Genomic DNA, 24,466 nt, shown 5'->3' on the forward strand with positions numbered 1-24,466 from the left:
AAGGTTGTTCTGGTTGCCTGCATGAGAAAGCTGCTGACTATCCTCAACGCCATCGCAAAAACAGGAAAGCCGTGGGATGAATCCATCCACACGGCTTGACAGGTAAGACAGTTGCTCATTACCGCCCTGACGCATCACAACGTCAGGGCGGTTTATTTCATCATCGCAAACCGCGTACTTCCTAAAACCGCTGCTTAAAACGCGTCGCCCGGCACTCGCACCCAGCCTTCCATCAGCACGCGCGCGCTGCGGCTCATGATGGCCTTCGTGACCGTCCATTCGCCGTTTTCCTGACGCGCCTCGGCGCCTACGCGCAGCGTGCCCGACGGATGCCCGAAGCGCACCGCGCTGCGTTCGCCGCCGCCCGCCGCGAGATTCACGAGCGTGCCGGGAATGGCCGCCGCGGTGCCGATCGCCACGGCCGCGGTGCCCATCATGGCGTGGTGGAGCTTGCCCATCGACATGGCGCGCACCAGCAGGTCCACATCGCCGGCTTCCACGCGCTTGCCGCTCGACGCCGTATAGCCCGCGGGCTTCGCCACGAAGGCGATTTTCGGCGTGTGCTGGCGCGTGGCGATCTCGTCGAGGTGCTTGATGAGCCCCATGCGCAGCGCGCCGTGCGCGCGGATCGTCTCGAATTTTTCGAGCGCCTGCGCGTCGCTGTTGATCGCGTCCTGCAATTCCGTGCCCGTGTAGCCGATGGTCTCGGCGTTCACGAAGATCGTCGGGATGCCCGCGTTGATCATCGTGGCCTTGAGCGTGCCCACACCAGGCACTTCGAGGTCGTCAACGAGATTGCCGGTGGGGAACATCGCGCCGCCCGCGCCCTCTTCCTCGGCGGCCGGGTCGAGGAATTCGAGCTGCACTTCGGCGGCGGGAAAGGTCACGCCATCCAGTTCGAAATCACCCGTCTCCTGCACGTGGCCGTTCGTCATCGGCACGTGCGCGATGATGGTCCTGCCGATGTTGGCCTGCCAGATGCGCACGGTCGCCACGCCGTTGTCGGGCACGCGGCTCGGGTCGACGAGGCCGCCGCTGATCGCGAACGGGCCCACGGCGGCGGAGAGATTGCCGCAGTTGCCGCTCCAGTCGACAAAGGCCTTGTCGATGGCGACCTGGCCGAACAGGTAGTCGACGTCGTGGTCGGGCTTGCTGCTCTTCGCCAGAATCACGGTCTTGCTCGTGCTCGACGTCGCGCCGCCCATGCCGTCGATCTGCTTGCCGTACGGGTCGGGGCTGCCGATCACGCGCATGAGCAGCTTGTCGCGCGCAACGCCGGGCTGCTGCGCCGAAGCGGGCAGATCCTGGAGGCGAAAGAACACGCCTTTGCTGGTGCCGCCGCGGATGTAGGTGGCGGGGATCTTGATCTGAGGTACGTGTGCCATGTGTTGTCCTGAAACGAAGGGCGGCGCGCGTGTGACCGCTGCGCCGCCCGTTTCCCGTTTATGCCGCTGCCTGTGACGATTCGAGGAAGTCCTGCGCGAAACGCTGCAGCACGCCGCCGGCTTCGTAGATCGACACTTCTTCGGCCGTGTCGAGCCGGCAGGTGACCGGCACTTCCACGCGCTCGCCGTTGCGGCGTTCGATCACGAGCGTGAGGTCGGCGCGCGGCGTGCGCTCGCCGATCACGTCATAGGTTTCCGTGCCGTCGATGCCGAGCGTCGTGCGGTTCGTGCCCGCCTTGAACTCGAGCGGCAGCACGCCCATGCCGATCAGGTTCGTGCGGTGAATGCGCTCGAAGCCTTCCGCCACGATCACTTCCACGCCCGCGAGACGCACGCCCTTGGCCGCCCAGTCGCGTGAGCTGCCCTGGCCGTAGTCCGCGCCCGCGACGATGATGAGCGGCTGCTTGCGTTCCATGTAGGTTTCGATGGCTTCCCACATGCGCGTGACCTTGCCTTCCGGTTCGACGCGCGCGAGCGAGCCCTTCTTCACGGCGCCGTCCACCACGGCCATCTCGTTGATGAGCGTGGGGTTCGCGAAGGTCGCGCGCTGCGCCGTGAGGTGGTCGCCGCGGTGGGTTGCGTACGAGTTGAAGTCCTCTTCGGGCAGGCCCATCTTCGCGAGGTATTCGCCCGCGGCGCTGTCCAGCAGGATGGCGTTGGAGGGCGAGAGGTGGTCGGTCGTGATGTTGTCGCCGAGCACCGCGAGCGGGCGCAGGCCCTTGAGCGTGCGCTCGCCAGCCAGTGCGCCTTCCCAGTACGGCGGACGGCGGATGTAGGTGCTTTGCGCGCGCCAGTCGTAGAGCGGATCGGTCGTTTCGCCTGTTACCGCGGTGGCCGCGAACATCGGCTCGTAGACCTTGCGGAACTGCTCGGGCTTCACGCTCTTCGCGACGATGGCGTCGATCTCTTCGTCGCTCGGCCAGAGGTCCTTGAGGTACACGGGCTTGCCGTCCTTGTCCGTGCCGAGCGAATCACGTTCGATGTCGAAGCGGATCGTGCCCGCAATCGCATAGGCGACGACGAGCGGCGGCGAGGCGAGGAACGCCTGCTTCGCATACGGGTGAATGCGGCCGTCGAAGTTGCGGTTGCCCGAGAGCACGGCGGTCGCGTACAGATCGCGGTCGATGATCTCCTGCTGGATCTTCGGGTCGAGCGCGCCCGACATGCCGTTACACGTGGTGCACGCAAACGCGACGATGCCGAAGCCGAGCTTTTCCAGATCGGGCAGCAGGTTGGCTTCTTCGAGGTAAAGCTCCACGGCCTTCGATCCCGGCGCGAGCGAGCTTTTCACCCACGGCTTGCGCGTGAGGCCACGCGCGTTCGCATTGCGCGCGAGCAGCGCGGCGGCGATCACGTTGCGCGGGTTGCTCGTGTTCGTGCAACTCGTGATGGCGGCGATGATGACCGCGCCATCGGGCATCTGGCCCGGCGTTTCTTCCCACTTGCCTGCAATGCCGCGCTCGGCGAGAGCGGATGTGGGCAGACGCTTGTGCGGATTCGACGGGCCGGCCATGTTGCGCACCACGCTCGAAAGATCGAACGTGAGCGTGCGCTCGTACTGCGCGTTGGCGAGCGTATCGGCCCACAGGCCCGCGGTCTTCGCGTAGGTTTCGACGAGCTTGACCTGCTCTTCGTCGCGGCCCGTGAGACGCAGATAGTCGAGCGTCTGGTCGTCGATGAAGAACATCGCGGCCGTGGCGCCATACTCGGGCGCCATGTTGGAGATCGTGGCGCGGTCGCCGAGCGTGAGGCTCGATGCGCCTGCTCCACGGAACTCCAGATAGGCGCCCACGACCTTTTCCTTGCGCAGGAACTCGGTGAGGGCGAGCACGATGTCGGTGGCGGTAATGCCGGGCTGGCGCTTGCCGGTCAGCTCCACGCCGACGATATCGGGCAGGCGCATCCACGAGGCGCGGCCGAGCATGACGTTCTCGGCTTCGAGGCCGCCCACGCCGATGGCGATCACGCCGAGCGCATCGACGTGCGGCGTGTGACTGTCGGTGCCGACGCAGGTGTCGGGGAACGCCACGCCGTCACGCGCCTGGATCACGGGCGACATCTTCTCCAGATTGATCTGGTGCATGATGCCGTTGCCCGGAGGAATCACGTCGACGTTCTTGAACGCCTTCTTCGTCCAGTTGATGAAGTCGAAGCGGTCTTCGTTGCGGCGGTCTTCGATTGCGCGGTTCTTGTTGAACGCGTCCGGGTCGAAGCCGCCGCATTCCACGGCGAGCGAGTGGTCGACGATCAGTTGCACCGGTACGACCGGATTCACCTTGGCGGGGTCGCCGCCCTGGTCGGCAATGGCGTCGCGCAGGCCGGCGAGATCGACGAGTGCGGTTTGCCCGAGGATGTCGTGGCAGACCACGCGCGCCGGGAACCACGGAAAGTCGAGGTCGCGCCTGCGCTCGATGAGCTGCGTAAGCGAGGCGGTGAGCGTGGCCGGGTCGCAGCGGCGCACGAGGTTTTCGGCGAGCACGCGCGAGGTGTACGGCAGCGTGGCGTAGGCGCCGGGCTGGATGGCCTCGACGGCTTCGCGCGCGTCGAAGTAATCGAGCCGGGTGCCCGGGAGGGACTTGCGGTAGGCGGTATTCACGGCTTGGGGACCAAATGGATTGTAAGCGGCGATGCGCAGGATCGAAGGCGACGTCGTCACGCTACGACGCATCGCCTCCGGCGATTAGCGCTTGCTGATCGGCGTGAACTTCAGATTCTCCGGACCCGTGTAGTTCGCGCTCGGGCGGATGATCTTGTTGTCGATGCGCTGCTCGATGATGTGCGCGCTCCAGCCGGCCGTGCGCGCGATCACGAAGATCGGCGTGAACATGGCGGTCGGCACGCCCATCATGTGATACGACACGGCGCTGAACCAGTCGAGGTTCGGGAACATCTTCTTGACTTCCCACATCGTCGATTCGAGGCGCTCGGCGATGTCGAACAGCTTCATGTTCGACTGCTCTTTCGAGAGCTTCTTCGCGATTTCCTTGATGACCTTGTTGCGCGGGTCCGAGATCGTGTACACCGGGTGGCCGAAGCCGATCACGACTTCCTTTTTCTCCACGCGTGCGCGGATATCGGCTTCTGCGTCGTCGGCGTTTTCGTAGCGCGACTGGATCTCGAACGCGACTTCATTCGCGCCGCCGTGCTTCGGACCGCGCAGCGCGCCGATCGCGCCCGTGATGGCCGAGTAGATGTCCGAGCCCGTGCCCGCGATCACGCGGCCCGTGAACGTCGAGGCGTTGAACTCGTGCTCGGCGTACAGGTTGAGCGACACGTGCATCGCGTCGACCCACGACTTCGACGGCGCGCGGCCGTGCAGCAGGTGCAGGAAGTGGCCGCCGATCGAGTCGTCGTCGGTTTCGACTTCGATGCGCTTGCCGTTGTGCGAAAAGTGATACCAGTACAGCAGCATCGAGCCGAGCGAGGCCATCAGGCGGTCGGCGATATCGCGTGCGCCCGGCAGGTTGTGGTCGTCTTTCTCGGGCAGCACGGTGCCCAGAATCGAGACGCCGGTGCGCATCACGTCCATCGGGTGCGCCGAGGCGGGCACGGCTTCGAGGGCCGTCTTCACGTTGGCGGGCAGGCCGCGCAGCGCCTTGAGCTTCGCCTTGTAGCCGGCCAGTTCGGACGTGTTCGGCAGCTTGCCGTGCACGAGCAGGTACGCGACTTCTTCGAATTCGCACGCGGTGGCGAGGTCGAGAATGTCATAGCCGCGGTAGTGCAGGTCGTTGCCGGTGCGGCCCACGGTGCACAGCGCCGTGTTGCCCGCCGCCACGCCAGACAGCGCAACGGACTTCTTCGGCTTGAAACCGCCAGCGGCTTGCGTGGTGTTTTCTGCTTCGCTCATGGTGTCTTCCTCTCTCCAGGTATCTGTGAACTATATGGTGGGCGGATTTACTTCTTCGCGGCAAAGAGCGCGTCGAGCTTGTCTTCGTATGCGTGATAGCCGAGGTAGCGGTAGAGGTCTTCGCGCGACTGCATCGTCGAGACGGCGGCCTTTTGCGTGCCGTCGCGCTTGACGGTCTCGTAGAAGTTCAGCGCGGCAGCGTTCATCGCACGATACGCGCCGCAGCAGTAGAGCGCGATATCCACGTTCGCGCTCTTCAGTTCTTCGGTCGTGAAGAACGGCGTCGAGCCGAACTCCGTGAGGTTGGCGAGAATCGGCACCTTCACGGCGGCGCGGAAACGGCGGTAGTCGTCGAGCGACTTCATCGCTTCGGGGAAGATCATGTCCGCGCCCGCTTCCACGTAAGCCACGGCGCGCTCGATCGCGGCGTCGATGCCCTCCACGGCGGCCGCGTCGGTGCGGGCCATGATGACGAAGCCGTCGTCGGTGCGCGCGTCCACGGCGGCCTTCACGCGGTCCACCATCTCGTCGGTTCCCACGACTTCCTTGTTCGGGCGATGGCCGCAGCGCTTCTGACCCACCTGGTCTTCCAGGTGCACGGCGGCCACGCCTGCCTTGATGAACGACTTGATCGTGCGCGCGATATTGAATGCGCCACCCCAGCCGGTGTCGATGTCGACCATCAGCGGAATGTCGACGGCGTCGGTGATGCGGCGGGCGTCGATCAGCACGTCGTCCATGGTGCTGATGCCGAGGTCCGGCACGCCGAGCGAGTTGGCGGCCACGCCGCCGCCCGAAAGATAGACGGCCTTGAAGCCGGTCGCCTGCGCGAGCTTGGCCGCATACGCGGTGATGGCGCCGACGACCTGCAGCGGTTGTTCGGCAGCCACGGCTGCGCGGAATTTCGCGCCGGCGCTGGCGGGGATTTTGTTGTTCATGCGGGATGTCTCCAATTGAATCGCCGCCTGATACTGCAGATAGCGTGCCAGCTCCGCGCCAGGAGGCTAACGCGTTGATTTTGCGCTGGAATCGCGTGTGCCGGTAGCGGGCCCCGATTTCCATGGTGAAATCACAATTTCAAAAATGAAATCGGCGCGCGATAATGCGAAATCTGGCTGAGGTCGGCTATCGGCTGCACCGGCCCCGGCGTCACGACCGTATCGTTGGACATCATGAACCGCTTTCCCGCTCCCGCTTCCTCCGCCATCCGCCCGCGTGTCTGGGCCATGGGTATCAGCCGCCTGCGCGACCTGTTTCGCGACATCGCCCGCGAATACGACGAACTCGCGGACCTGCGCGTGGTGCCGCGCGGCTTCGAGGAAGCGGTGGCCGAACTCGCCGCCGCGGGGCCGAACCAGCGGCCCGATGTGGTGGTGGCGGCGGGCTCGAACGGCACCTATCTGAAAGCGCGTATCGACCTGCCCGTAGTGCTCGTGCAGCCCACCGGCTTCGACGTGATGCAGGCGCTCGCCCGCGCGCGGCGCGAGGCCGATCTCGTCGCGCTCGTCACCTACGGTGAGACGCCTGTGGAAGTACGGCGCTTTGCCAGCGCCTATGGCATCGACGTGGTGTTCGGCCAGTACCGCACGGTTCAGGACGCCGAGGCCTGCGTGCTCGACCTGCGCGACCGCGGCGTGGGCGCGGTCGTGGGGCCGGGCCTCGTCAACGATCTCGCGGCCCGGCTCGGGCTCGTGCCGTTTTTCGTCTACTCGCGGCCCTCGGTGCGCGCGGCGTTCGACAACGCGCTGGATCTCGTGCAAGCCACCTGGCGCGAAACGCAGCGCCGGCAGCGCCTCGACAGCGTGCTGCAACACCTGCGCGACGGCGTGGTCGCGCTCGATGCGCGCGGCCGCGTGGAGGCGATCAACCAGCGCCTCGCGGCCGTGCTCGGCATCGATCCGGCGGCGGCCGCGGGCCAGTCGCTCGCGGCGCTCGCGCCCGACATCGCGTTCGCGCTGCCCGAAGCCGATGGCGAATCGCTCGAGACCGTGCGCGGCGTGAGCTATGTCGTGCATCGCGGGCCGCTCGTCGACAACGGCGTGACGACAGGCGCCGTGCTCACGTTTCAGGAGTCGCGTGCGGTGGAGCGGCTCGACCGCACGCTGCGCTCGCGTCAGCGCACGCAGCAGTTCGTCGCGCGCTACCGGCTGGACGACCTGAGCGGCGCGACGCCCGGCATCGAACGCGTGCGCCAGCTCGCGCGGCGCTATGCGAAGTCGGACGCCACGGTGCTGATCCGCGGCGAAAGCGGCACCGGCAAGGAGATGATCGCTCAGGGCATTCATCGCGAGAGCCCGCGGCGCGACTTTCCGTTCGTCGCGATGAATTGCGGCGCGTTTCCCGAGGCGCTACTGGAGAGCGAGCTGTTCGGCTACGAGGAGGGCGCGTTCACGGGTGCGCGGCGCGGCGGCAAGGTGGGGCTCATCGAGGCCGCACACCGCGGCACGCTCTTTCTCGATGAAATCGGCGAGATGCCATTGCCGTTGCAAAGCCGCCTGCTGCGCGTGCTGCAGGAGCGAGAGGTGGTGCGCCTCGGCGCCACCGAGCCCACGCGCGTGGACGTGCGCGTGGTCGCCGCCACGCACCGCGCGCTCACCGAGCAGATCGAAGCGGGCGAGTTTCGCGCGGATCTCTTCTATCGCCTGAACATTCTCAATCTCGCCATTCCGCCGTTGCGCGAGCGCGGCGCCGACATCGCGCTGCTGGCGTCGGAACTGCTGTTCCAGGCCTCGCGCCGCGAGCCGCGCGTGGCCGTGCGCATCCGCACGCCCGAAGACGCGTCGCGCACGCTCGCACGGGTGAGCGGCGCGCTCGCGCGGCACGCATGGCCCGGCAACGTGCGCGAGTTGCAGAACGTGGTCGAGCGGATGGTGGTGGAACTGGCCGATTCGGAAGAGGACGTGCTGGCGCCCGACGTGCTGCGCTCCATCGCGCCGGAGGTGTTCGAGTCGCGCGGCGCTGCGAGTGGCGCCGCGGCGACAGCAGGCGAGGGTGCGCTCACCTTGCGTGAGCGCAGCCTCAATACCGAAGCCGATGAAATCCGCGCCGCGCTCGACGCCTGCAACGGCGATCGCGACCGCGCGTGCGAGATGCTCGGCATCAGCAAGACGACGTTGTGGCGACGCCTTTCCGCCGCGAAGGGCAAGCGCGGCGGCGCAGCAGCCGAGGCCACGGTGGCCGCGGCGCCTCGCAAGGCGCCGCGCGCCAGAAACGCTTAGTTCTTCAGGGCGTTGAGGAGCGGCGCCACGGTCCCGTGCAAGTGCAGGATCTCGGGGCTCGCCTGCAGCAACGCCTGATAGCGCTCGTAGAACTCCGCCGATTCCTCGCCGGAGAAGAGTGCGGCCACGCCTTGCGCCGCACCGATGCGATCGTCGGGGCTCGCATCCTTGGCGTCGAGCGTTTCGTCGACGTTGGCGATCACCGTCGAGAGCGGCATGAGCCAGCGAAAGCCCGAGCCGTTGATGAGCACCTGCAGGAAGGCCGCCGGCGTGACCGGTCCGAACTCGCGTTCGTAGTCCTTGCGCTCGTGGTCGAGAATCGCCTTGTGCAGCGTGAGCAGGGGCTTGCGCACGGTCGTGAGGAATTGAATCGCGCTTTGTTCGTTCATCGTACGGCTCCTTGGGTAGCGCGAACCGTTCGCGCGGATATGCGGACGATGGTAGCGCAATGGCCGGCTGCGCGTGGCTAAGCCGTGGATGAGCGGTAGCTGGGCGCGGCCAGCGCTACACTCTGCCGGTCCGCGAAACCGCGATGCCCACGCCGACCACCCCGAGAACGCTTCGATGACGATACTGCCACTGCACCGCCACGACCTGCCGCTCGATACCGCCGAGCTGGCGCGCTTCATGGTCGGCAAATATCTCGTGCGCGACCTGGCGCGCGGGCGCATGGTGGGGCGGCTCGTCGAAGTCGAAGCGTATCCCGTGGGCGACTCCACGAGCTACGCCTACATCGGACGCCGGCCCTATAACGCCGCGATGTTCCTCGAGCGCGGTCATGCCCACGTGCGGCTGACCTACGGCAGCGCCTGGATGTTCAACATGTCGAGCGAAGCCGTGGACGTGGGCGCGGGCATCCTGTTTCGCGCGCTGGAGCCGCTCGAAGGCATCGGCGCGATGGAGGCGCTGCGCCCCGGCGTCCCGCTGCGGGATCTCGCGCGCGGGCCGGGGCGGCTCTCGCAGGCGTTCGGCATTGCGGCGGCCTTCGACGGCGTGGACCTGTGCCGCGGGCACGGACTCTGGATCGGCCGCGTGGACGAACCCGAGCGGCCCGTGGGCGTGACGACACGCATCGGGCTCTCGCGTGAGATGGACCGGCCGCTGCGTTTCTACGAACGGGGCAGCCGGTTCGTGAGCGGCCCACGTAAGCTGCTGGACGGCAGCGTCGCCCCGCTGTGACTGGCACGAGCGCTCCGGCGAAATCCGCGGGAAGCGCCGCGCCGCAAGGCGTTCGGCCGATATCGCATGCGCGCGGCATTGTTGCCGCGATTGAAAGTGTATTTTCCCAAAATTAGGGTTTCCCCTGGGCTCCTGTCTCAATACACTGAAATCACTGGTTCGGCGATGCAAGCAGACACCGCCGTCGGAATAAAACAAGTGATGGAGGTAATGAACATGAAATCCCGTACCCTGATTCAAGCCGCATTCGTCGCCGCCCTCGTGGCTGCTCCGGCCCTTTCGTTTGCCCAGGTGCAAGGCAACGGTCCGGTCACACGCGCCGAAGTGAAGTCCGAATTGATCCAGCTCGAGAAGGCCGGCTACAACCCGGCTACCGCCAATGACGCGACGTACCCGAGCGACATCCAGGCCGCCGAAGCCCGCGTGAGCCAGCAGGAAGGGTTGGCGCAACAAGCGCCGGCAGCCGAAACGAGCGGCTATGGCCCGTCGACCTCCGGTTCGGCGCAGTCGGGCCAGCCGGCCACGGTGCGCCCGTCGCAGTCGGTGTACTTCGGCAACTAAGCGGGCAACCGGGCGACATCGATCGGCCGAGGCTGGCCGTTCCAGCGCAAACCGGTGCCAGGGCGCTGCGAGCAGGCACGGACGCACGCGCAAGTTGACCCGGCAGCGCCCCCACCCAGCAAAGCTCTAAACCCATACTGGCGAAGGCGGACAGCGTTCCGCCTTTGTCGCACGCCGCCCGCGCAAACCATCGCGCGATTTTTTATGCGTGGAACCTCCGCCGCCGAAAGGTGGCTTCGCCCAACCCCGTCGGGATTGGGCGCTTTTTCACGTCTGGTGGGCTGGTGGGGCGGGCGCGTTACGTCAGGCGCCAGTCCCGCCGGTGATGTAGTGCTCGAGTTGCTCGATCGTGAACTTCTGCTCGGCGATGATTTCCTTCACCAGGTCGCCGATCGACACCATCCCCACGAGCTTGCCGCCGTCCATGACGGGCAGATGGCGCATGCGCCGCTCGGTCATGAGCGCCATGCAGTCGTAGGTGGTCTGCTCCGGCTGGACGAAGCGCACGTGCGTGCTCATGATGTCGCGCACGGCGGTCGTTTTCGAAGATCGGTCCATCAGCACGATCTTGCGCGCGTAGTCACGCTCCGTGACGATGCCGGCGATCGATGGACCGTCGGTCACGAGCAGCGCGCCGATCTGCTTATCGGCCATCAGGCGGATTGCGTTGTAGACGGAATCGGAGGCTTCGATCGTGTACACCACCTGTTCCGGTTTCGATTTGAGTACCTGTGCAACGCTTGTCATAGGGCGACCCTCTTCGTCCTTCTGGTTGTCCAGTCATTGCGCGGTGCGGCAAGCCGGGTGTATCGCCCGTCAAGCCATTGGAAAGCCATTTCAGTATAGGCGGCTGGCGTGCCGTGCGTCCTCGGGGTATGCGCGGGGGTCGCACCATTTATGCCGAGGGCATGCGGCGCGGGCCGAGCCTCCCCTACTGGGCTGGGCGGCGAGGTGGAGCAAATGGCGGTAAACTCCGGTTCCGAACCTCAACCCGGCCCCTTGCCGGTTTTGCCAGTTTTTGCTCGAGAATCATGCCTACGCTTCCTGAGTCGTCCTGTGCGGACGGCGACAACGCCAACGAATGCGTCGTGCTTGACGCGACCGCCACGCTGCCGACCCGCTACGGCACGTTCGAGTCCTATGTCTACCGGGTGAAGGACGGCGGTGCCGAGCATCTCGCGCTCGTCATGGGCGACGTGGGCAGCGGCGAGCCTACGCTGACGCGGCTCCACTCCGAGTGCCTGACCGGCGACGTGTTCGGTTCCTACCGTTGCGACTGCGGCGAGCAGCTCGACCTCGCGCTGCGCTACATCGCGGCCGAAGGCCGTGGCGTGCTGCTCTATCTGCGTGGCCACGAAGGCCGGGGCATCGGCCTGTCGAACAAGATCCGCGCGTACCAGCTCCAGCAGCAGGGCCGCGACACCGTCGAGGCGAACCTCGATCTCGGCCTGCCCGACGACGCGCGCGAATACGATTCGGCGGCAGCGATCCTGCGCCTGCTGAAAGTGTCGTCGGTGAAGCTCATGAGCAACAATCCGAAGAAGTTCGACACGCTCAGGCAGCACGGCCTCCCGGTGATCGAACGCGTGGCGCTCGCGATCCCGATGCGCGAGGAAAACGAGCGTTATATCCGCACCAAGCAGGTCAAGTTCGGGCATTACTTCGAAGAAAACGAATAGCCTCGAATCGTCGTCACGACGGGCCGGGCACGGCAATTGCGCAGCGGCAAAACAAACTAGCTGGAACAGGGAGAAACGATGTCCAAGCGCTTCAACACGCGCCTGCGCGCGGTCGTACCTGCGCTCGCCGGCGCGTGCCTCGCAACCGGTCTCGTGCTCGCGTCGTCTGCCGCCAGCGCGCAATCCGCGGCGTATACGAGCGAACCGGTGGATCTGTACGCGGGGCCTTCAGGCGACTATCCCGTCGTAGCCGAACTGGGACCCGGCCAGCCCGTCACCGTGATGGGCTGCGTGGGCGACTATTCGTGGTGTGACGTCACCGTGCCCGGTCTGCGCGGCTGGGTCTACGGCGGGTATCTCAGTTATCCGTATCAGGGCAGCTACGTGCCGCTCACCGACTATGGCGCGCAGATCGGCCTGCCGATCGTGGCGTTCTCGCTCGGCGCCTACTGGGGCAGCTTCTATCGCGACCGGCCGTGGTATGGCGAACAGCATCGCTGGGAGCACGTGCCGCCGCCCGAACGCGGCCGTCCGCCGGCAGCGCCGGCGTGGCATGGTGCGCCGGGCCGTCCGTCCGCCATTGCGCCTGGCGGTGGCGAGCGTCCCTCGCGACCCGATGAGCCGATGCGCGGCGCACCGCCGCCCGGGACGCAACGGCCGCCTGGCAACCCCGAAGCGCCGCGTGCGCCGGGCTACATGCCGCCGCAGGGCGCGGGCCGCCCGCCCGGCAACGGGGAGCAACCGGGCACCATGCGTCCCCACGAGGCGGGGCATCCGCCCGAGCAGCAGCAGTTCGGCGGCCGGCCGCCCGCCGGCGCGCCCGCGCAGGGCTATGCGCGTCCGCCGGAGCCCCAGCCGCAGGGCGGCATGCGCGCGCCTGGGCCCGCACCTCAACAGCCGCAGGCCGGCATGCGCCCGCCCGCACCTCAACAGCCGCAGGGGCGGCCGGCTGCGCCGCCTCAGGGTGGTGGTCAGGGCGGGCATGCTCCCCAGGGTGGCGAACGGGGCAATGACCGGCAATCCGAGCACTAACGCATACTGACTTGCTTCGCTGCGGCGGCGGGATATCTCCATGGCGGGAATCCCGCCGCTGCCGTCTTCCGGCTGAGAGTTAGGATTGCGAATCAATCCGGGCGCGTGACGGGCATGCGCTGCGTTACGCGGGCTCGCTGGAGCCATCCCCCAAGCCATGCCATCTGCCCGGCTGTTCACCGTTTTTCATCGGCTCTGACAGATTTAACAATCCCTGACAGTAAATTCACGGCACCCAGGTGAGAATACGTCGTCGCGGTAAGTGCAAGCACGGCCGCACGCCGCCAGCGCCACGCGAGCTTCGCGCATGCGCCGCTGGCAACGGATTTCTGCTACGGGGGCTGGCTCGCTCGGGACCTGGCGACGCAGTCAGCAAGAGGAAGTCAGAGCGAACCCGAGTTCGCCGGATAACGCTGGGAAAACCAGTGCTTTGAGGTGGACGTGGCGATGGCGGCACGTGCCTCGTCGTGCAGGGAGGCGGCTGCGGCCCGCTGACAGCGTCGGGCGGTGACGCTGGCAGCGGGGCTCGCGCCGCGTACGACGATGACTGCGCTGGCGGTCCGACTCCGGGGGCGGAATCCGGAGACCACGCAGTGCGTAGCACGCGGCCGTCGCCACATTTTTTTCCGCATTTGAGAACGCATTCTTTTTGCCGCTTCGCGCATTGCGAGCGGCTCGACGTTGTTGCGTCCGCGAAAAAACGCCTGGCCGCTTCACTTCTGTTGCTCTGCCTGCTTGTCTTCACGGGGGCTACATGTTTTTCCGATCCGGCCGTAAGCGTTTTCCACCGGGCTCGCGCGCGGACGGCCCCGACGGTGGCCGCGAGTTCGACCGCATCGAGCTCGACCTCGCGCGCGACCAGCATGCGCGCGCCGCGATGGAAGCCTACGCGGACTCCTGCGCGGCCGAACTCCCGTGGCTCAGCGAGGCGCTGCACCTTTCGCGTTTCGGCGCGGCCGAGCGTCTGACACAGTGTTCGTCCACGGTACTGCGCGTGTTCGTGATGGCGCAGTCGCGCGCGGCCTTGCAGCCGGACTATGCACACGCGGCATGGGAGCACGTGCGCTCCCACCTGACCGCGCTGCTCGCGCAATCGCCGTCAGCTGCGGGCGAGGCGGCCAGGCCCGGTTCGAACGACGGCAAATTCGACTACCATGAGTGATTAACATGAGAGCGATCTGTTCACCGAAGTCGAGCGTGGCCTCGCGCTCGCATTTTTTTCGAGACGCGGCGAGAGTAGCGGGCTTTGGTGCGCGGCGGGTCCCGCGTGCCGCCAGGGCCAGGGCCCGGGCGGGTGGCCCACGATCCGGCGCCGAAGCGCGCGCCAGCGCCCGCCAGGCAATGGTCCTGGTGGCAGCGCGGTGCGGCAGGGAAGCAGTCCATCGCAGGACGATGAAGAACAAACCTGGTTGCGGGGTGCTATGAGAGTTGCAGTACTGGATGACGATGCAGCGCAGACAGAGTTCGTCTGCCAGGCCTTGAGCGCTGCGGGCCACGTCTGCCACGCGTTCGCCAAGGGTAGCGAGCTCGTCAGACAGCTTCGACGGCAGACGTTCGATATGCTCGTGCTCGACTGGAACGTACCCGACATGGCGGGCGACGAGGTGCTGCACTGGGTGCGGCAGAGCCTCTCCACGCGCCTGCCGGTGCTCTTCATGACGAGCCGCAGCCGCGAGGCCGACATCGCGCAAATGCTCAACGCCGGCGCCGACGACTATGTCGTCAAGCCCGTCTCGGCGCCGGTGCTGATCGCCCGCGTCAATTCGCTGTTGCGCCGCGCCTATCAACTGCACACGCCCGCGTTCAAGGAAACTTTCGGCGAGTACGAGTTCGACCTGAAGTCGCGCCAGGCTTCGGTGAGCGGCCGCAACGTCGCGCTCACGCAGAAGGAGTTCGAACTCGCGCTGCTGCTGTTTCAGCACCTGAGCCGTCCTCTGTCTCGCGCGCACATCCTTGACGTGATCTGGAAGCAGTCCGACGACATTCCTTCGCGCACGATGGACACGCACGTTTCCATGCTGCGCTCGAAGCTCGGCCTGCGTCCCGAAAACGGCTATCGCCTCACGCCGATTTACGGCTACGGCTACCGGCTCGAGCGTATCGAGGGGGACAGCGCGTGAGGGGCGCGCGTGCGGTGCGCGCCACCGCGGCGCCGTTCCTTGCTTTCGCGCTTGCGTTCGTTGCACTTCCCCGCGGCGCCGAGGCGCGCGAAAACGCTCCGGCCCAGCCGCCCGAGATGACCCCCTACGTCGCGCGCCCCGGCGACTCGCTCTACGACATCGCCACGCGTTACCTGCGCAATCCCGCCGACTGGAAGAAGCTCGCGAGCCTCAATCATGTGAGCGAGCCGCGCCACCTTCGGCCGGGTACGACGCTGCGCGTGCCGGTCGCGCTGCTGCGCCAGGATGGCCTGAGCGCGAAGGTGATCGCCGCGAACGGTCCCGTTCAGCATGCGTTCCGCACCGGTCCGCTTCTGCCGCTCTCCGTCGGCGCGAGCCTTGTCGAAGGCGACCGGGTGCAGACCGGCCACAACGGTTTCGCCACCCTCGAACTGGCCGATGGCTCGCATATCGCCCTGCCGCCCGATACCTCGCTCGACCTTGCCACGCTGCGTCAAACGGCGCTCACGGGCGCGACCGACCGCATCGTCGATCTCCATCACGGCGAGGTGAGCAACGAGGTCACGCATGCCACGAAGAAGGACGATCGCTTCCAGATCCGCTCGCCTTCCGTGGTGGCCGGCGTGCGCGGCACGCAGTTTCGCGTGAGCTACGACGGCGACAAGGGTGCGACGGCGGTCGAGGTGCTGGACGGCGCAGTGGGCGTGGACGCCGACTCGGTGGCCCGCAACGGTCGCAGCGCGCTCGCGCGGCCGCCGTCACCGGGCACCCCGCTCAGCGCCTCCGAGCAACTCGTCGCCGCGCACCACGGCAACCTCACGCTGGCGGGCCAGCGGGCGGGCGCGCCCGTCACGCTGCTCGACGCGCCCGAACTGCTGCAGCCGTCCAAAGTGCAGGACGACGAAGCTGTCGTCTTCGAAATCGCGCCCTCGGCGGGTGCGAGCGCCTGGCGCGTGCAGATCGGCCGCGACGCGGGCCTGCTCGACATGATTCGCGACCAGCGCAGCGCCGACCCGCGCGTGTCGTTTGCCAATCTCGAAGACGGCACCTACTTCGTACGCCTCTCCGCCATCGACGCCAGCGGTCTCGAAGGCATGCCGGCTTCGTATGCGTTCGAGCGCCGGCGCGTTGCGCTCGGCACGAGCGCCGGTCCCATTGAAGGCTCGCGCGACTTCGCGTTCCGCTGGTTCATCGACCGCAACGCGCACAACACGCGCTTTCGCTTCGTGCTCGGCACGACGTCCGATCTGCGCGCGCCGCTCATCGACCGTACCGACATCACGACGGGCGATGCGGTCGTGCGCGACCTGCCGAAGGGCGTCTACTACTGGACGGTGATCGCCGAGCAGTTCGACAACGGCCACTATTACCAGAAGGCCAGCCCGGTCCAGTCATTCAGGCTCGACTGGTGACTCGGCCGGACGAGGTGGAGCCCCGCATGAGCGTGAGGCCGCCCGCGCGCCTTGGCCGCTCCGTCGGGCGACGCTTCCTGTTCGAATGGGCCGGCGTGGGCTGCGCGGGCGTGGTCGTGGTCGTGCTCTGCGTGCTCTGGCGGCTCACGAGCGGCGCCGACCATCTCGTCTATGACCGCCTGCTCTCCGCGCGTGCGTTGCCGGTGTCGCCCGACATCGTGCTCGTGGAGATCGATAATGCGAGCGTCGCGGCGCTCGGGCGCTGGCCGTGGCCGCGCGAGCTGCATGCGCGGCTCGTCGATCAACTCGCGAAAGCGGGTGCCGCGGCCGTCGTCTACGACGTGCTGTTCACCGAATCGTCCCCCGACGACGCGCACTTTGCGCAGGCGCTGCACGCGCGCCCGTCGTTCCTCCCCATCCTGCTCACGCCCGCCGACGACACCGGTCGCCGCGAGGCCGTGCGTCCGGTCGCGCCGCTCGCGCAGGCGGTCGCCGGCATGGGCCATATCAACCTCGAAGTCGATAGCGACGGCATCGTGCGCAGCGTCGCGCTGTTCGAAGGCGACGCGCAGCAGCGCTGGCCGCAACTGATGGTGCCGGTCTGGCGGGCGGTACGCAGCGGCGCGGTGAAGCTCGCGCACGGCATGCCCGCCACCGCGCAGCGCGATGATGTGCTGCATGCGGCGGCGCCGGGCAGCGAGGCGCGTTTCCTGATTCCGTTCGGCGCAAATTCCCAGGCGTTCCACAAGGTCTCGTTCGCCGACGTGCTCGATGGCCGCGTGCCGCCCGAGCAGTTGCGCAGGCGCGTGGCCATCGTCGGCGTCACGGCCTCGGGGCTCTACGACCGCTTCGCCACGCCGCTCTCGGGTACGCTCGGGCCGCTGCCCGGCGTGTACATCCACGCCATCGTGCTCGACACGCTGCTCAACGGCAGCGCCATCCAGCCCGCGCCGCCGGTCATGGTCGTGTTTGCCTCGCTCGCGCCGCTCGCGGTGCTGCTGGCGGGTTTCCTCGTGCTCTCGCCGTTGCGCACGCTGCTGCTGCTCGCGTTCCTGGTCGTCGTGTCGCTCGGTGCGAGCGCGGGCATGCTGCACGCGCGCCTCTGGCTCCCGCCCGTGCCAGCGATCGTCGCGCTGCTCATCGTCTATCCGGTGTGGAGCTGGCGCCGCCTCGAGATGACGATGGCTTACCTGCGCAAGGAACTGCGCCAGCTTGCCGACGAACCCTACCTGCTGCCCGAGGCGCCCACGCCGCGCCGCGAATTCGCCGGCGACGCGCTCGCCCAGCAAATGGCGCTCATGGCGCAGGCCGCGCAGCGGCTGCAGGACATGCGCCGCTTCGTATGGGACAGCCTCGATTCCGTGCCGGAGCCGATTCTCGTGGCCGATCTGCGCGGTGTCGTGCTGATCGCCAATCATGCTTCGCGTGCGTATCTCGAGCGCCTGAACGTGAGCGCCGCGGAAGGGCGCCGGATGCAGGACGTGTTCGGCGACCTCGCGCTCGTCAAGCCGATCGACCCGTCGCCCGACGCGATGGCGTTTGCGCACGCGCGTTGGCCCGCGCCGCTCGACCCGGCGCGCGACGAGTTCGCCGAGTTGATGGAACGCGGCGTGGAAGTGCGCGCGCGCGACGGCAGCGACTATCTGCTGCGCTACGCGTGCTGTACGAACGCGCAGGGACAGGCGGTGGGCTGGATCGCGGGTCTCGTCGACGTGACCGAGCTGCACGACGCCGAACGCCAGCGCGAGGACGCGCTGCGCCTGCTGTCGCACGACATGCGCTCGCCGCAGGCCTCGATCGTCGCGCTCGTCGAGACGGAGCGCGAGCGCGGCACGCTTGGCTCCGAGCCCGTGCGCGGCGTGATGGAGCGCATCGAGCGCTACGCGCGCCGCTCGCTCAAGCTCGCCGACGACTTCGTGCAGCTCGCGCGTGCCGAGTCGCAGGTGTACGCGCTCGAGCCCACCAGCCTCGCGGAGCTGGTGATCGACGCGAGCGACGAAGTGTGGCCGCAGGCGCACGCGAAGCGCATCCAGATCGACACCGTGTTCGAAGGCGAGCAGATGGGCTGGATCAACGCCGACCGCTCGCTCATGACGCGCGCGCTCGTGAACGTGCTGAACAACGCAGTGAAGTACAGTCCTGCGGATACGCGCATCGTGTGCACCGTCGCGCTGGACGACCGCGTTCCGCCGCGCGTGGTCTGCTCGATTCGCGATCAGGGCTACGGCATCGCGCAGGAAGATCAGGCGCGGCTGTTTCAGCCGTTTCAGCGCTTTCATGCGGAACAGCGGCCCGAGGTGAGCGGCGCGGGGCTCGGCATGGCGTTCGTGAAGACAGTCGTGACGCGCCACGGCGGCGACGTCCTGCTGGAGAGCGAGCCAGGCAAGGGCACCGTGCTGACGATGTCGCTGCCCGCGATCGGTGCGCCGGTTTGAGTCGTGCCGTGTCGTTCCTGCTGCGCATGCATGCATGAATAACCCGAATGCCGTTGGCCGTATGCCGGCGGCAACCCGATGGAGTGTTTCGTGAAGACCTTGCTGTCGATCTGTCTGCTACCGATGCTCGTCGCCCTTGCCGGATGCGCGGGCGTGACGACCGACGTCGCGGCCACAGGCGCGCTGCCCGCAACGGCTGCGACCAGCCAGCCCGCGACCTACCGTTTTGCGCCAACTCCGGCCCAGGCCGATGCGGGCGAGATCCTCCCGTACCAGGCGTTGCTGAGCGACGGTCTCGCGCAGCGCGGCTTCAAGGCAGGCGCGGCCGAGGCGGCGCGCTATCTCGTCTCGGTGGCGTGGGACACGCATCCCGCCGAGGTGAAAGTCGTGGACACTAGCTGCGGCGCCGGCTGCGCGCCGGCCGAGGGACCGTCGTTGCCGTGGTTCGGGCGGCCCTACGTGCATACGCTGACGCTGCGTTTTTTTGCGTTGCCCGATGGTAACGAGGTCTACAAGGTGAGCGCCGTGAAGCGCGACCGCAACGCCGACGCCCGCGAGGCCGTGCCGTATCTCGTGGCGGGCGCACTGGCGCGGCTGCCGTACGCGGGCGCGCCGCAATGGCGCGTCAAGCTGAAGGGTCCGGTCAGCGCCGGCACGGCGGATCAAGCGCCGGGCATGCCGGAAGTGCTCTCCGTCTCACCCGTCAATCAGCAGTAGTTCAGGGCAACTTTCCGGGGGTGTCCGGCGCCGCTTCGGCCACGCTGGCCGGCTCGTCCTGCGGCCAGCGGTTTTCAAACACGCATTCGCCAAGCGGCTTGCGTTCGGCCCACTTCTCCATTTCGAGCATCGGCTGCGGGTAGAACGCGTCGACCTGACCCACGCAGAGGATCGCCACCGGCTTGGCGCCGGGCGGCATGGCGAGCAGGGTGCGCACCTCGTCGACGTCGAAGATCGACACCCAGCCCATACCGAGCCCTTCGGCGCGCGCCGCGAGCCACATGTTCTGGATCGCGCACGCCACGGAGGCGAGGTCCATCTCGGGCAGCGTGCGGCGGCCGAAGACGTGGGCTTCGCGGCGGTCCATCAGCGCGACCACGAGCACCTCGGCGCAATCGCGCATGCCTTCCACCTTGAGCTTCATGAACTCGTCGCGGCGTTTGCCCAGCGCATCGGCGGTTGCAATGCGCTCACGCTCGACCGTCGCGTGCAGTTGCTCGCGCACCGAATGGTCCGTGATGCGCACGATCCGCCACGGCTGCATGAAGCCCACGCTCGGCGCGTGATGCGCGGCGTCGAGCAGGCGCGCGAGTGTCGCGGGATCGATCGGGCCCGGTGCGAAGTGCCGCATGTCGCGGCGCTCGTAAATCGCGCGGTAGACCGCCGCGCGTTCGGCTTCGTCAAAGGGCTGTGCCATGGAAGAGTGCGGCCGCGAAAGCCGGGTTGGAGGGCCAGTAAGCGTGCATATAGGTGGCAGCGATCGAGCCGTGCCGGTACAGCGCCTCGCCCGGCGCGCCGGTCTGTGCGTGGTGTGCCCTGAGCGCGGGCGCCAGCGGCGTGGCGACGCGCGAATAGTGAAACGTGTGGCCGCGTAGCGCGCCATGCGCGCCGTCGAGCTGCTGCATGCCGAGCGCCGCGAAACGCTTTTGCATGACCGCCTCGCCGGGCAGCAGGCCGAGCATCGGCGTGCGCGTGCCTTCCACGTCGGTCAGTGCATCGAGCAGATAGAGCATGCCGCCACATTCAGCGACGAGCGGCTTTCCCGCGGATACATGCGCGCGCAACGAATTCGCGGTCTGCGTATTGTGCGCGAGCGTCGAGGCATGTAGCTCGGGATAGCCGCCTGGCAGAAAGATCGCGTCGGCGCCGGCGGGCGCGAGTTCGTTTGCGAGCGGCGAGAAGTAACTTACAGTCGCACCCAGCATCTCGAGTAACGCGATGTTCTCAGGATAGAGAAACGAGAACGCAGCGTCGCGCGCAATGGCGACATGACGGCCTTCGAGCCGGCGTGCAATCGTTTCGTCGTGCGAAGGATCGGCGAATGCCACCGCAGGCGGCAATTCGGCGAGCGCGGTTTGCGCGAGCGCGTCGGCGGCGCGTTCGATGCGCGCGTCGAGGTCGCCGATCTCAGCGGCCTGATGCAGGCCGAGGTGGCGATCGGGCAGCGCCATCGTCGCTTCGCTCGCAACATGCCCGAGCCAGCGTACGTCGGCGGGCAATGCCTCCTGCAACATTTGCGCGTGGCGCGGCGAGCCCACGCGGTTCGCCAGCACGCCGTGAAAGGGCACTTCCGGCCGAAAATGCGCGAGACCGAACGCGATCGCGCCGAAGGTCTGTGCCATCGACTTCGCGCTGACGATGGCGGCCACCGGCACGCCAAACTCGGTCGCGAGATCGGCGCTGCTCGGCGTGCCGTCGAACAGGCCCATCACGCCTTCGATAAGGATCAGGTCGGCGTCGCGCGCGGCCTGCGCGAGCAGGGCGCGGCACGCTTCTTTGCCCACCATCCACAGGTCGAGCGAGAGCACGGGCGCGCCGCTCGCGCGTGCGAGGATCATCGGGTCGAGAAAATCCGGCCCGGTCTTGAAGACGCGCACGCGTCGGCCCGCGCGCCGGTGTAGTCGCGCGAGGCCAGCCGTGAGCGTGGTCTTGCCCTGGCCCGAAGCGGGCGCGCTGATGAAGAGCGCGGGGCAGGCAACCGTTGCGCTCATGCGCTTAAAACTCCACGCCCTTTTGCGCCTTCACGCCTTGCTCGCGATACGGATGCTTCACGAGGCGCATTTCCGTGACGAGGTCGGCCGCTTCGATCAGCGCGTCGGGCGCATGGCGGCCCGTCACGACCACGTGCACGTGCGGCGCGCGCGAGGCGATCACACCGAGCACTTCGTCGAGCGGCAGGTACTCGTATTTGAGCACCGTGTTGAGTTCGTCGAGGATCACCATGGCGTACTCGCCGCTCTCGATCATGCGCTTCGCTTCGTCCCAGCCCTTGCGCGCGGTGGCGATGTCGCCGTCGCGATTCTGCGTGTTCCAGGTGTAGCCGTCGCCCATCGTCACGAAATCGCAGTGAGCAACGCTGCCGAGGAAATCGCGTTCGGCCGTGTGCAGCGCGCCCTTGATGAACTGCACGACGCCTAGCTTCATGCCGTGGCCGAGCATGCGCACGGCCATGCCGAACGCGGCCGTGCTCTTGCCCTTGCCGTTGCCGGTGTTGACGATCAACAGGCCCTTTTCGTGCGTCGCGGCGGCCTGCTTCTTCTCGTGGCCTTCGCGGCGGCGTTGCGTCATGCGTTGGTGCGATTCGGGATCGGTTTTCATCATCGGGATTGGTTTGGTTGCGGCGCTTTCGCGTCCGCATTTGCGTCGTTTGGCAGAATGCCTGCGATTGCGACCGTCACGCCGTCGAGCGCCAGCTTGCCGCGCACGAGCGGAGCGCCGCCCGCCGCCAGACGCGCGCAGGGTTCGCACACGCCGTCTACGCCGAACTGCGCTTGCGCGGCTGCGGAGGGGGGCGCCAGTATCGGTGTCGCGGCGAGTTGCTCCCGCGTGTACGTGTGCAGCGGCAGCGCATGTGCCGCGCAAAACGCGTGCAAGGCGGGTTCGCCGGCTTTTGCATCGAGCGTTGCCACGGCCGTTACGCTGTCGAGAGGCCACGCGCCGAGCGCGGCGCGCACCGCGGCTTCGACCTGCGCGAGCGTCACGCCGCGCCGGCAGCCGATGCCGAGCGCAAGCGGCGGCACGCGCTGCGCGGGTTCCGGCGTGGCTTCGAATGAGGCTGCGCCCGAGGCGCGATTTTCGGCAGGATTCACGGCGAGGGCGTCGATCGAAGGCGTGACCGCAGGGGCAAAACGAGCAAAAGCGTCGCGTTCCGGCGGGCGCCGGATGCGCGCTACGATAGCACACGCTTTTGCGGCTTCCCACGCCTTCCTTGACGCACGGGCCCCCCGCGCCTACACTCGCACGCACTCTGGTGCTCGCGCGCGCGATTCATAATGCGCGCGCAGTTAAACGGGAATCAGGGAGCCATCCCGCCTCGGGCATGGCCAACCTGAACTGCACCCGCAACGGTACAACGAGCGCGGCGTTCGCACGAATGCCGCAAACCGCTTCCATGCTTTACGCAGTCCACGCCACTGTGCAAGCCGGCCGCAAGGCCGCTCGCGCGGGAAGGCGAAGCGGTGTTTCGTCAGTCCGGATACCGGCCAGATACGTGGGATTCGCGCTGCGGGGATGCGGTGCCGGGTCCGTGATTTTCATGCGTCAGCCGGGCGAGGCCCGGGTGCGTTTCTGGTCGTTCGTCCCCTGCAGGTTGTTGGATCGTTGCGCGTGACAGCGTCTCCATGGATACGCGCGTGTGCGCAACACGGCACCCGCACGAACGGCAGGCGCGACGCACCATGCCCCTCGATACGGCCTGGCGCCGAAGGAGCACTTCATGCAAATGCGCAAGATTCCGGTCACGATCGTGACGGGCTTTCTCGGCAGCGGTAAAACCACGTTGCTGCGTCACATTCTCCAGCACGCGGGCGGCCTGCGCGTCGCGGTCATCGTCAACGAATTCGGCGAACTCGGTATCGACGGCGAGATTCTGCGCGGTTGCGGCATTGGCTGCGACGAGAACGGCAACGAAACGGAAGCCCAGCTCTACGAACTCGCGAACGGCTGCCTTTGCTGCACCGTGCAGGAAGAGTTCTTCCCCGTGATGGAGAAACTGCTCGAACGCCGCGGCGATGTCGATCACGTGCTGATCGAAACTTCGGGTCTCGCGCTGCCCAAGCCGCTCGTGCAGGCGTTCAACTGGCCGTCGATCCGCAACGCGTTCACCGTCGATGCGGTCGTGACCGTGGTGGACTGCCCCGCCGCCGCGAGCGGCCAGTTCGCTGAAAATCCGCGGGCCGTGGACGCGCAGCGCCGCGCCGACCCGAACCTCGATCACGAGTCGCCGCTGCACGAGCTGTTCGAAGACCAGCTTTCGGCCGCCGACCTCATCATTCTCAACAAGACCGATCTGCTGGACGTTGCGGGCCAGGACGCGCTCATCGCCGAGCTGCGCGAAGAGCTGCCGCCGCAGGTGAAGATCGTGCGCGCGCAGCACGGCAAGCTCGATCTGCATACGCTGCTCGGGCTCGAGGCGGCCTCCGAGGAGAGCATTCATCTGCGGCACGACCATCACGGTTCCGCCGACGATCCCGATCATCATCATGACGAGTTCGATTCGGTTGTGGTGTCGGGCAATGCGGCTTCGCGCGAGACTGTGATCGAGGCGCTGCAGCAACTCGTCGATGCGCACACGATCTATCGCGTGAAGGGCTTTGCCGCGCTGCCGGGTGCGCCCATGCGCCTCGTGATTCAAGGCGTGGGCCGCCGCTTCGACAGCTATTTCGACCGCCGCTGGAACGCGCAGGAAAGCGCGGCGCAGCCGCTTGCGAGCCGCTTCGTGCTGATCGGAGAGGATCTCGATGGCGCGACGCTGCAAGCGGCCTTCGATATCGCACTGGCGAATGTGCAGACCGCGGGCGCGAAGTGATCGCACCCAGCTAG

The 24,466-nt window shown here is 67.1% G+C and carries 21 protein-coding genes, 1 pseudogene and 1 riboswitch; of the genes and pseudogenes, 12 read left to right on the forward strand and 10 right to left on the reverse strand.

Features of this window, described 5'->3' with window-relative positions; translation table 11 throughout:
• A pseudogene (locus AB4Y43_RS36100) lies at positions 1 to 99 on the forward strand (IS110 family transposase); the annotation flags it as partial.
• 95 nt (positions 100 to 194) lie between these two features.
• On the opposite strand, the gene prpF reads toward AB4Y43_RS36100, so the two are convergent.
• The 4 genes from prpF to prpB all read right to left on the reverse strand — a co-directional run bounded on the left by prpF (position 195) and on the right by prpB (position 6,230).
• A complete protein-coding gene (gene prpF, locus AB4Y43_RS36105) occupies positions 195 to 1,385 on the reverse strand; it encodes a 2-methylaconitate cis-trans isomerase PrpF (protein WP_368729964.1) in 1,191 nt (396 codons plus the stop codon).
• A gap of 58 nt (positions 1,386 to 1,443) precedes the next feature.
• The gene (gene acnD / locus AB4Y43_RS36110; RefSeq protein ID WP_368729978.1) at positions 1,444 to 4,041 is read right to left on the reverse strand and encodes a Fe/S-dependent 2-methylisocitrate dehydratase AcnD; all 2,598 of its coding nucleotides are present in this window, start codon (positions 4,039 to 4,041) and stop codon (positions 1,444 to 1,446) included.
• 84 nt (positions 4,042 to 4,125) lie between these two features.
• Positions 4,126 to 5,292 (reverse strand): 2-methylcitrate synthase, encoded by a 1,167-nt coding sequence (gene prpC / locus AB4Y43_RS36115; protein WP_069266207.1) that lies wholly within the window; start codon positions 5,290 to 5,292, stop codon positions 4,126 to 4,128.
• Between the two features lie 47 nt (positions 5,293 to 5,339).
• Positions 5,340 to 6,230, reverse strand: coding sequence for a methylisocitrate lyase (gene prpB, locus AB4Y43_RS36120; protein ID WP_368729965.1), 891 nt, complete (start codon positions 6,228 to 6,230; stop codon positions 5,340 to 5,342).
• Between the two features lie 234 nt (positions 6,231 to 6,464).
• Between prpB and prpR the strand changes: the two genes are divergently transcribed.
• A complete protein-coding gene (gene prpR, locus AB4Y43_RS36125) occupies positions 6,465 to 8,510 on the forward strand; it encodes a propionate catabolism operon regulatory protein PrpR (RefSeq protein ID WP_368729966.1) in 2,046 nt (681 codons plus the stop codon).
• Here prpR and AB4Y43_RS36130 read toward each other — a convergent pair.
• Positions 8,507 to 8,899 carry a hypothetical protein gene (locus AB4Y43_RS36130; protein WP_069266209.1) on the reverse strand — a complete coding sequence of 131 codons (393 nt, stop codon included), beginning with the start codon at positions 8,897 to 8,899 and terminating at the stop codon, positions 8,507 to 8,509. The two genes, prpR and AB4Y43_RS36130, sit on opposite strands and share 4 nt — an antisense overlap.
• A gap of 175 nt (positions 8,900 to 9,074) precedes the next feature.
• Here AB4Y43_RS36130 and AB4Y43_RS36135 point away from each other — a divergent pair, with 175 nt between their 5' ends.
• Together AB4Y43_RS36135 and AB4Y43_RS36140 are read left to right on the forward strand one after the other, a co-directional pair.
• On the forward strand, positions 9,075 to 9,689 hold the full coding sequence (locus tag AB4Y43_RS36135) for a DNA-3-methyladenine glycosylase (protein ID WP_342946598.1): 615 nt from the start codon (positions 9,075 to 9,077) through the stop codon (positions 9,687 to 9,689).
• 216 nt (positions 9,690 to 9,905) lie between these two features.
• The gene (locus AB4Y43_RS36140) at positions 9,906 to 10,250 is read left to right on the forward strand and encodes a DUF4148 domain-containing protein (RefSeq protein WP_368602848.1); all 345 of its coding nucleotides are present in this window, start codon (positions 9,906 to 9,908) and stop codon (positions 10,248 to 10,250) included.
• A 303-nt stretch (positions 10,251 to 10,553) separates the two neighbouring features.
• Here AB4Y43_RS36140 and AB4Y43_RS36145 read toward each other — a convergent pair whose 3' ends face one another.
• Entirely contained in the window at positions 10,554 to 10,997 is a 444-nt protein-coding gene (locus AB4Y43_RS36145; protein WP_069266211.1) for a CBS domain-containing protein, read from the reverse strand.
• A gap of 284 nt (positions 10,998 to 11,281) precedes the next feature.
• Here AB4Y43_RS36145 and ribA point away from each other — a divergent pair, with 284 nt between their 5' ends.
• From ribA to AB4Y43_RS36180, 7 genes are all read left to right on the forward strand, one after another.
• On the forward strand, positions 11,282 to 11,929 hold the full coding sequence (gene ribA / locus AB4Y43_RS36150; protein ID WP_035513597.1) for a GTP cyclohydrolase II: 648 nt from the start codon (positions 11,282 to 11,284) through the stop codon (positions 11,927 to 11,929).
• 78 nt (positions 11,930 to 12,007) lie between these two features.
• Positions 12,008 to 12,961 (forward strand): SH3 domain-containing protein, encoded by a 954-nt coding sequence (locus AB4Y43_RS36155; RefSeq protein ID WP_342946468.1) that lies wholly within the window; start codon positions 12,008 to 12,010, stop codon positions 12,959 to 12,961.
• 754 nt (positions 12,962 to 13,715) lie between these two features.
• On the forward strand, positions 13,716 to 14,123 hold the full coding sequence (locus AB4Y43_RS36160) for a hypothetical protein (RefSeq protein WP_069266212.1): 408 nt from the start codon (positions 13,716 to 13,718) through the stop codon (positions 14,121 to 14,123).
• A gap of 259 nt (positions 14,124 to 14,382) precedes the next feature.
• A complete protein-coding gene (locus tag AB4Y43_RS36165) occupies positions 14,383 to 15,081 on the forward strand; it encodes a response regulator transcription factor (protein WP_368602851.1) in 699 nt (232 codons plus the stop codon).
• Positions 15,082 to 15,197: 116 nt separating this feature from the next.
• On the forward strand, positions 15,198 to 16,493 hold the full coding sequence (locus AB4Y43_RS36170; RefSeq protein ID WP_368729967.1) for a FecR domain-containing protein: 1,296 nt from the start codon (positions 15,198 to 15,200) through the stop codon (positions 16,491 to 16,493).
• Between the two features lie 26 nt (positions 16,494 to 16,519).
• The gene (locus tag AB4Y43_RS36175) at positions 16,520 to 18,928 is read left to right on the forward strand and encodes a CHASE2 domain-containing protein (protein ID WP_368729968.1); all 2,409 of its coding nucleotides are present in this window, start codon (positions 16,520 to 16,522) and stop codon (positions 18,926 to 18,928) included.
• A 90-nt stretch (positions 18,929 to 19,018) separates the two neighbouring features.
• Entirely contained in the window at positions 19,019 to 19,645 is a 627-nt protein-coding gene (locus AB4Y43_RS36180; protein ID WP_368729969.1) for a DUF4136 domain-containing protein, read from the forward strand.
• 1 nt (position 19,646) lies between these two features.
• Here the strand turns inward: AB4Y43_RS36180 and bluB are convergent, their stop codons facing one another.
• The 4 genes from bluB to AB4Y43_RS36200 are packed head-to-tail and all read right to left on the reverse strand — an operon-like array spanning position 19,647 to position 22,734.
• Positions 19,647 to 20,342 carry a 5,6-dimethylbenzimidazole synthase gene (bluB, locus tag AB4Y43_RS36185; protein WP_368729970.1) on the reverse strand — a complete coding sequence of 232 codons (696 nt, stop codon included), beginning with the start codon at positions 20,340 to 20,342 and terminating at the stop codon, positions 19,647 to 19,649.
• Complete coding sequence (locus AB4Y43_RS36190; protein ID WP_368729971.1) at positions 20,326 to 21,636, reverse strand: cobyrinate a,c-diamide synthase; 1,311 nt, start codon at positions 21,634 to 21,636, stop codon at positions 20,326 to 20,328. Before AB4Y43_RS36190 ends, bluB begins: the two co-directional genes overlap by 17 nt.
• 4 nt (positions 21,637 to 21,640) lie before the next feature.
• Positions 21,641 to 22,243: a cob(I)yrinic acid a,c-diamide adenosyltransferase gene (gene cobO / locus AB4Y43_RS36195; protein WP_028205563.1), complete on the reverse strand. Its 603-nt coding sequence runs from the start codon at positions 22,241 to 22,243 to the stop codon at positions 21,641 to 21,643.
• Positions 22,243 to 22,734 (reverse strand): cobalamin biosynthesis protein, encoded by a 492-nt coding sequence (locus AB4Y43_RS36200; protein ID WP_368729972.1) that lies wholly within the window; start codon positions 22,732 to 22,734, stop codon positions 22,243 to 22,245. Before AB4Y43_RS36200 ends, cobO begins: the two co-directional genes overlap by 1 nt.
• 142 nt (positions 22,735 to 22,876) lie before the next feature.
• A riboswitch (cobalamin riboswitch) is annotated at positions 22,877 to 23,147 on the forward strand.
• A gap of 219 nt (positions 23,148 to 23,366) precedes the next feature.
• Here AB4Y43_RS36200 and cobW point away from each other — a divergent pair.
• The gene (gene cobW, locus AB4Y43_RS36205) at positions 23,367 to 24,452 is read left to right on the forward strand and encodes a cobalamin biosynthesis protein CobW (protein ID WP_368729979.1); all 1,086 of its coding nucleotides are present in this window, start codon (positions 23,367 to 23,369) and stop codon (positions 24,450 to 24,452) included.
• Positions 24,453 to 24,466 lie beyond the last annotated feature (14 nt).

The sequence above is a fragment of the Paraburkholderia sp. BR10872 genome, assembly GCF_040965835.1.
Taxonomy (GTDB): domain Bacteria; phylum Pseudomonadota; class Gammaproteobacteria; order Burkholderiales; family Burkholderiaceae; genus Paraburkholderia; species Paraburkholderia nodosa_A.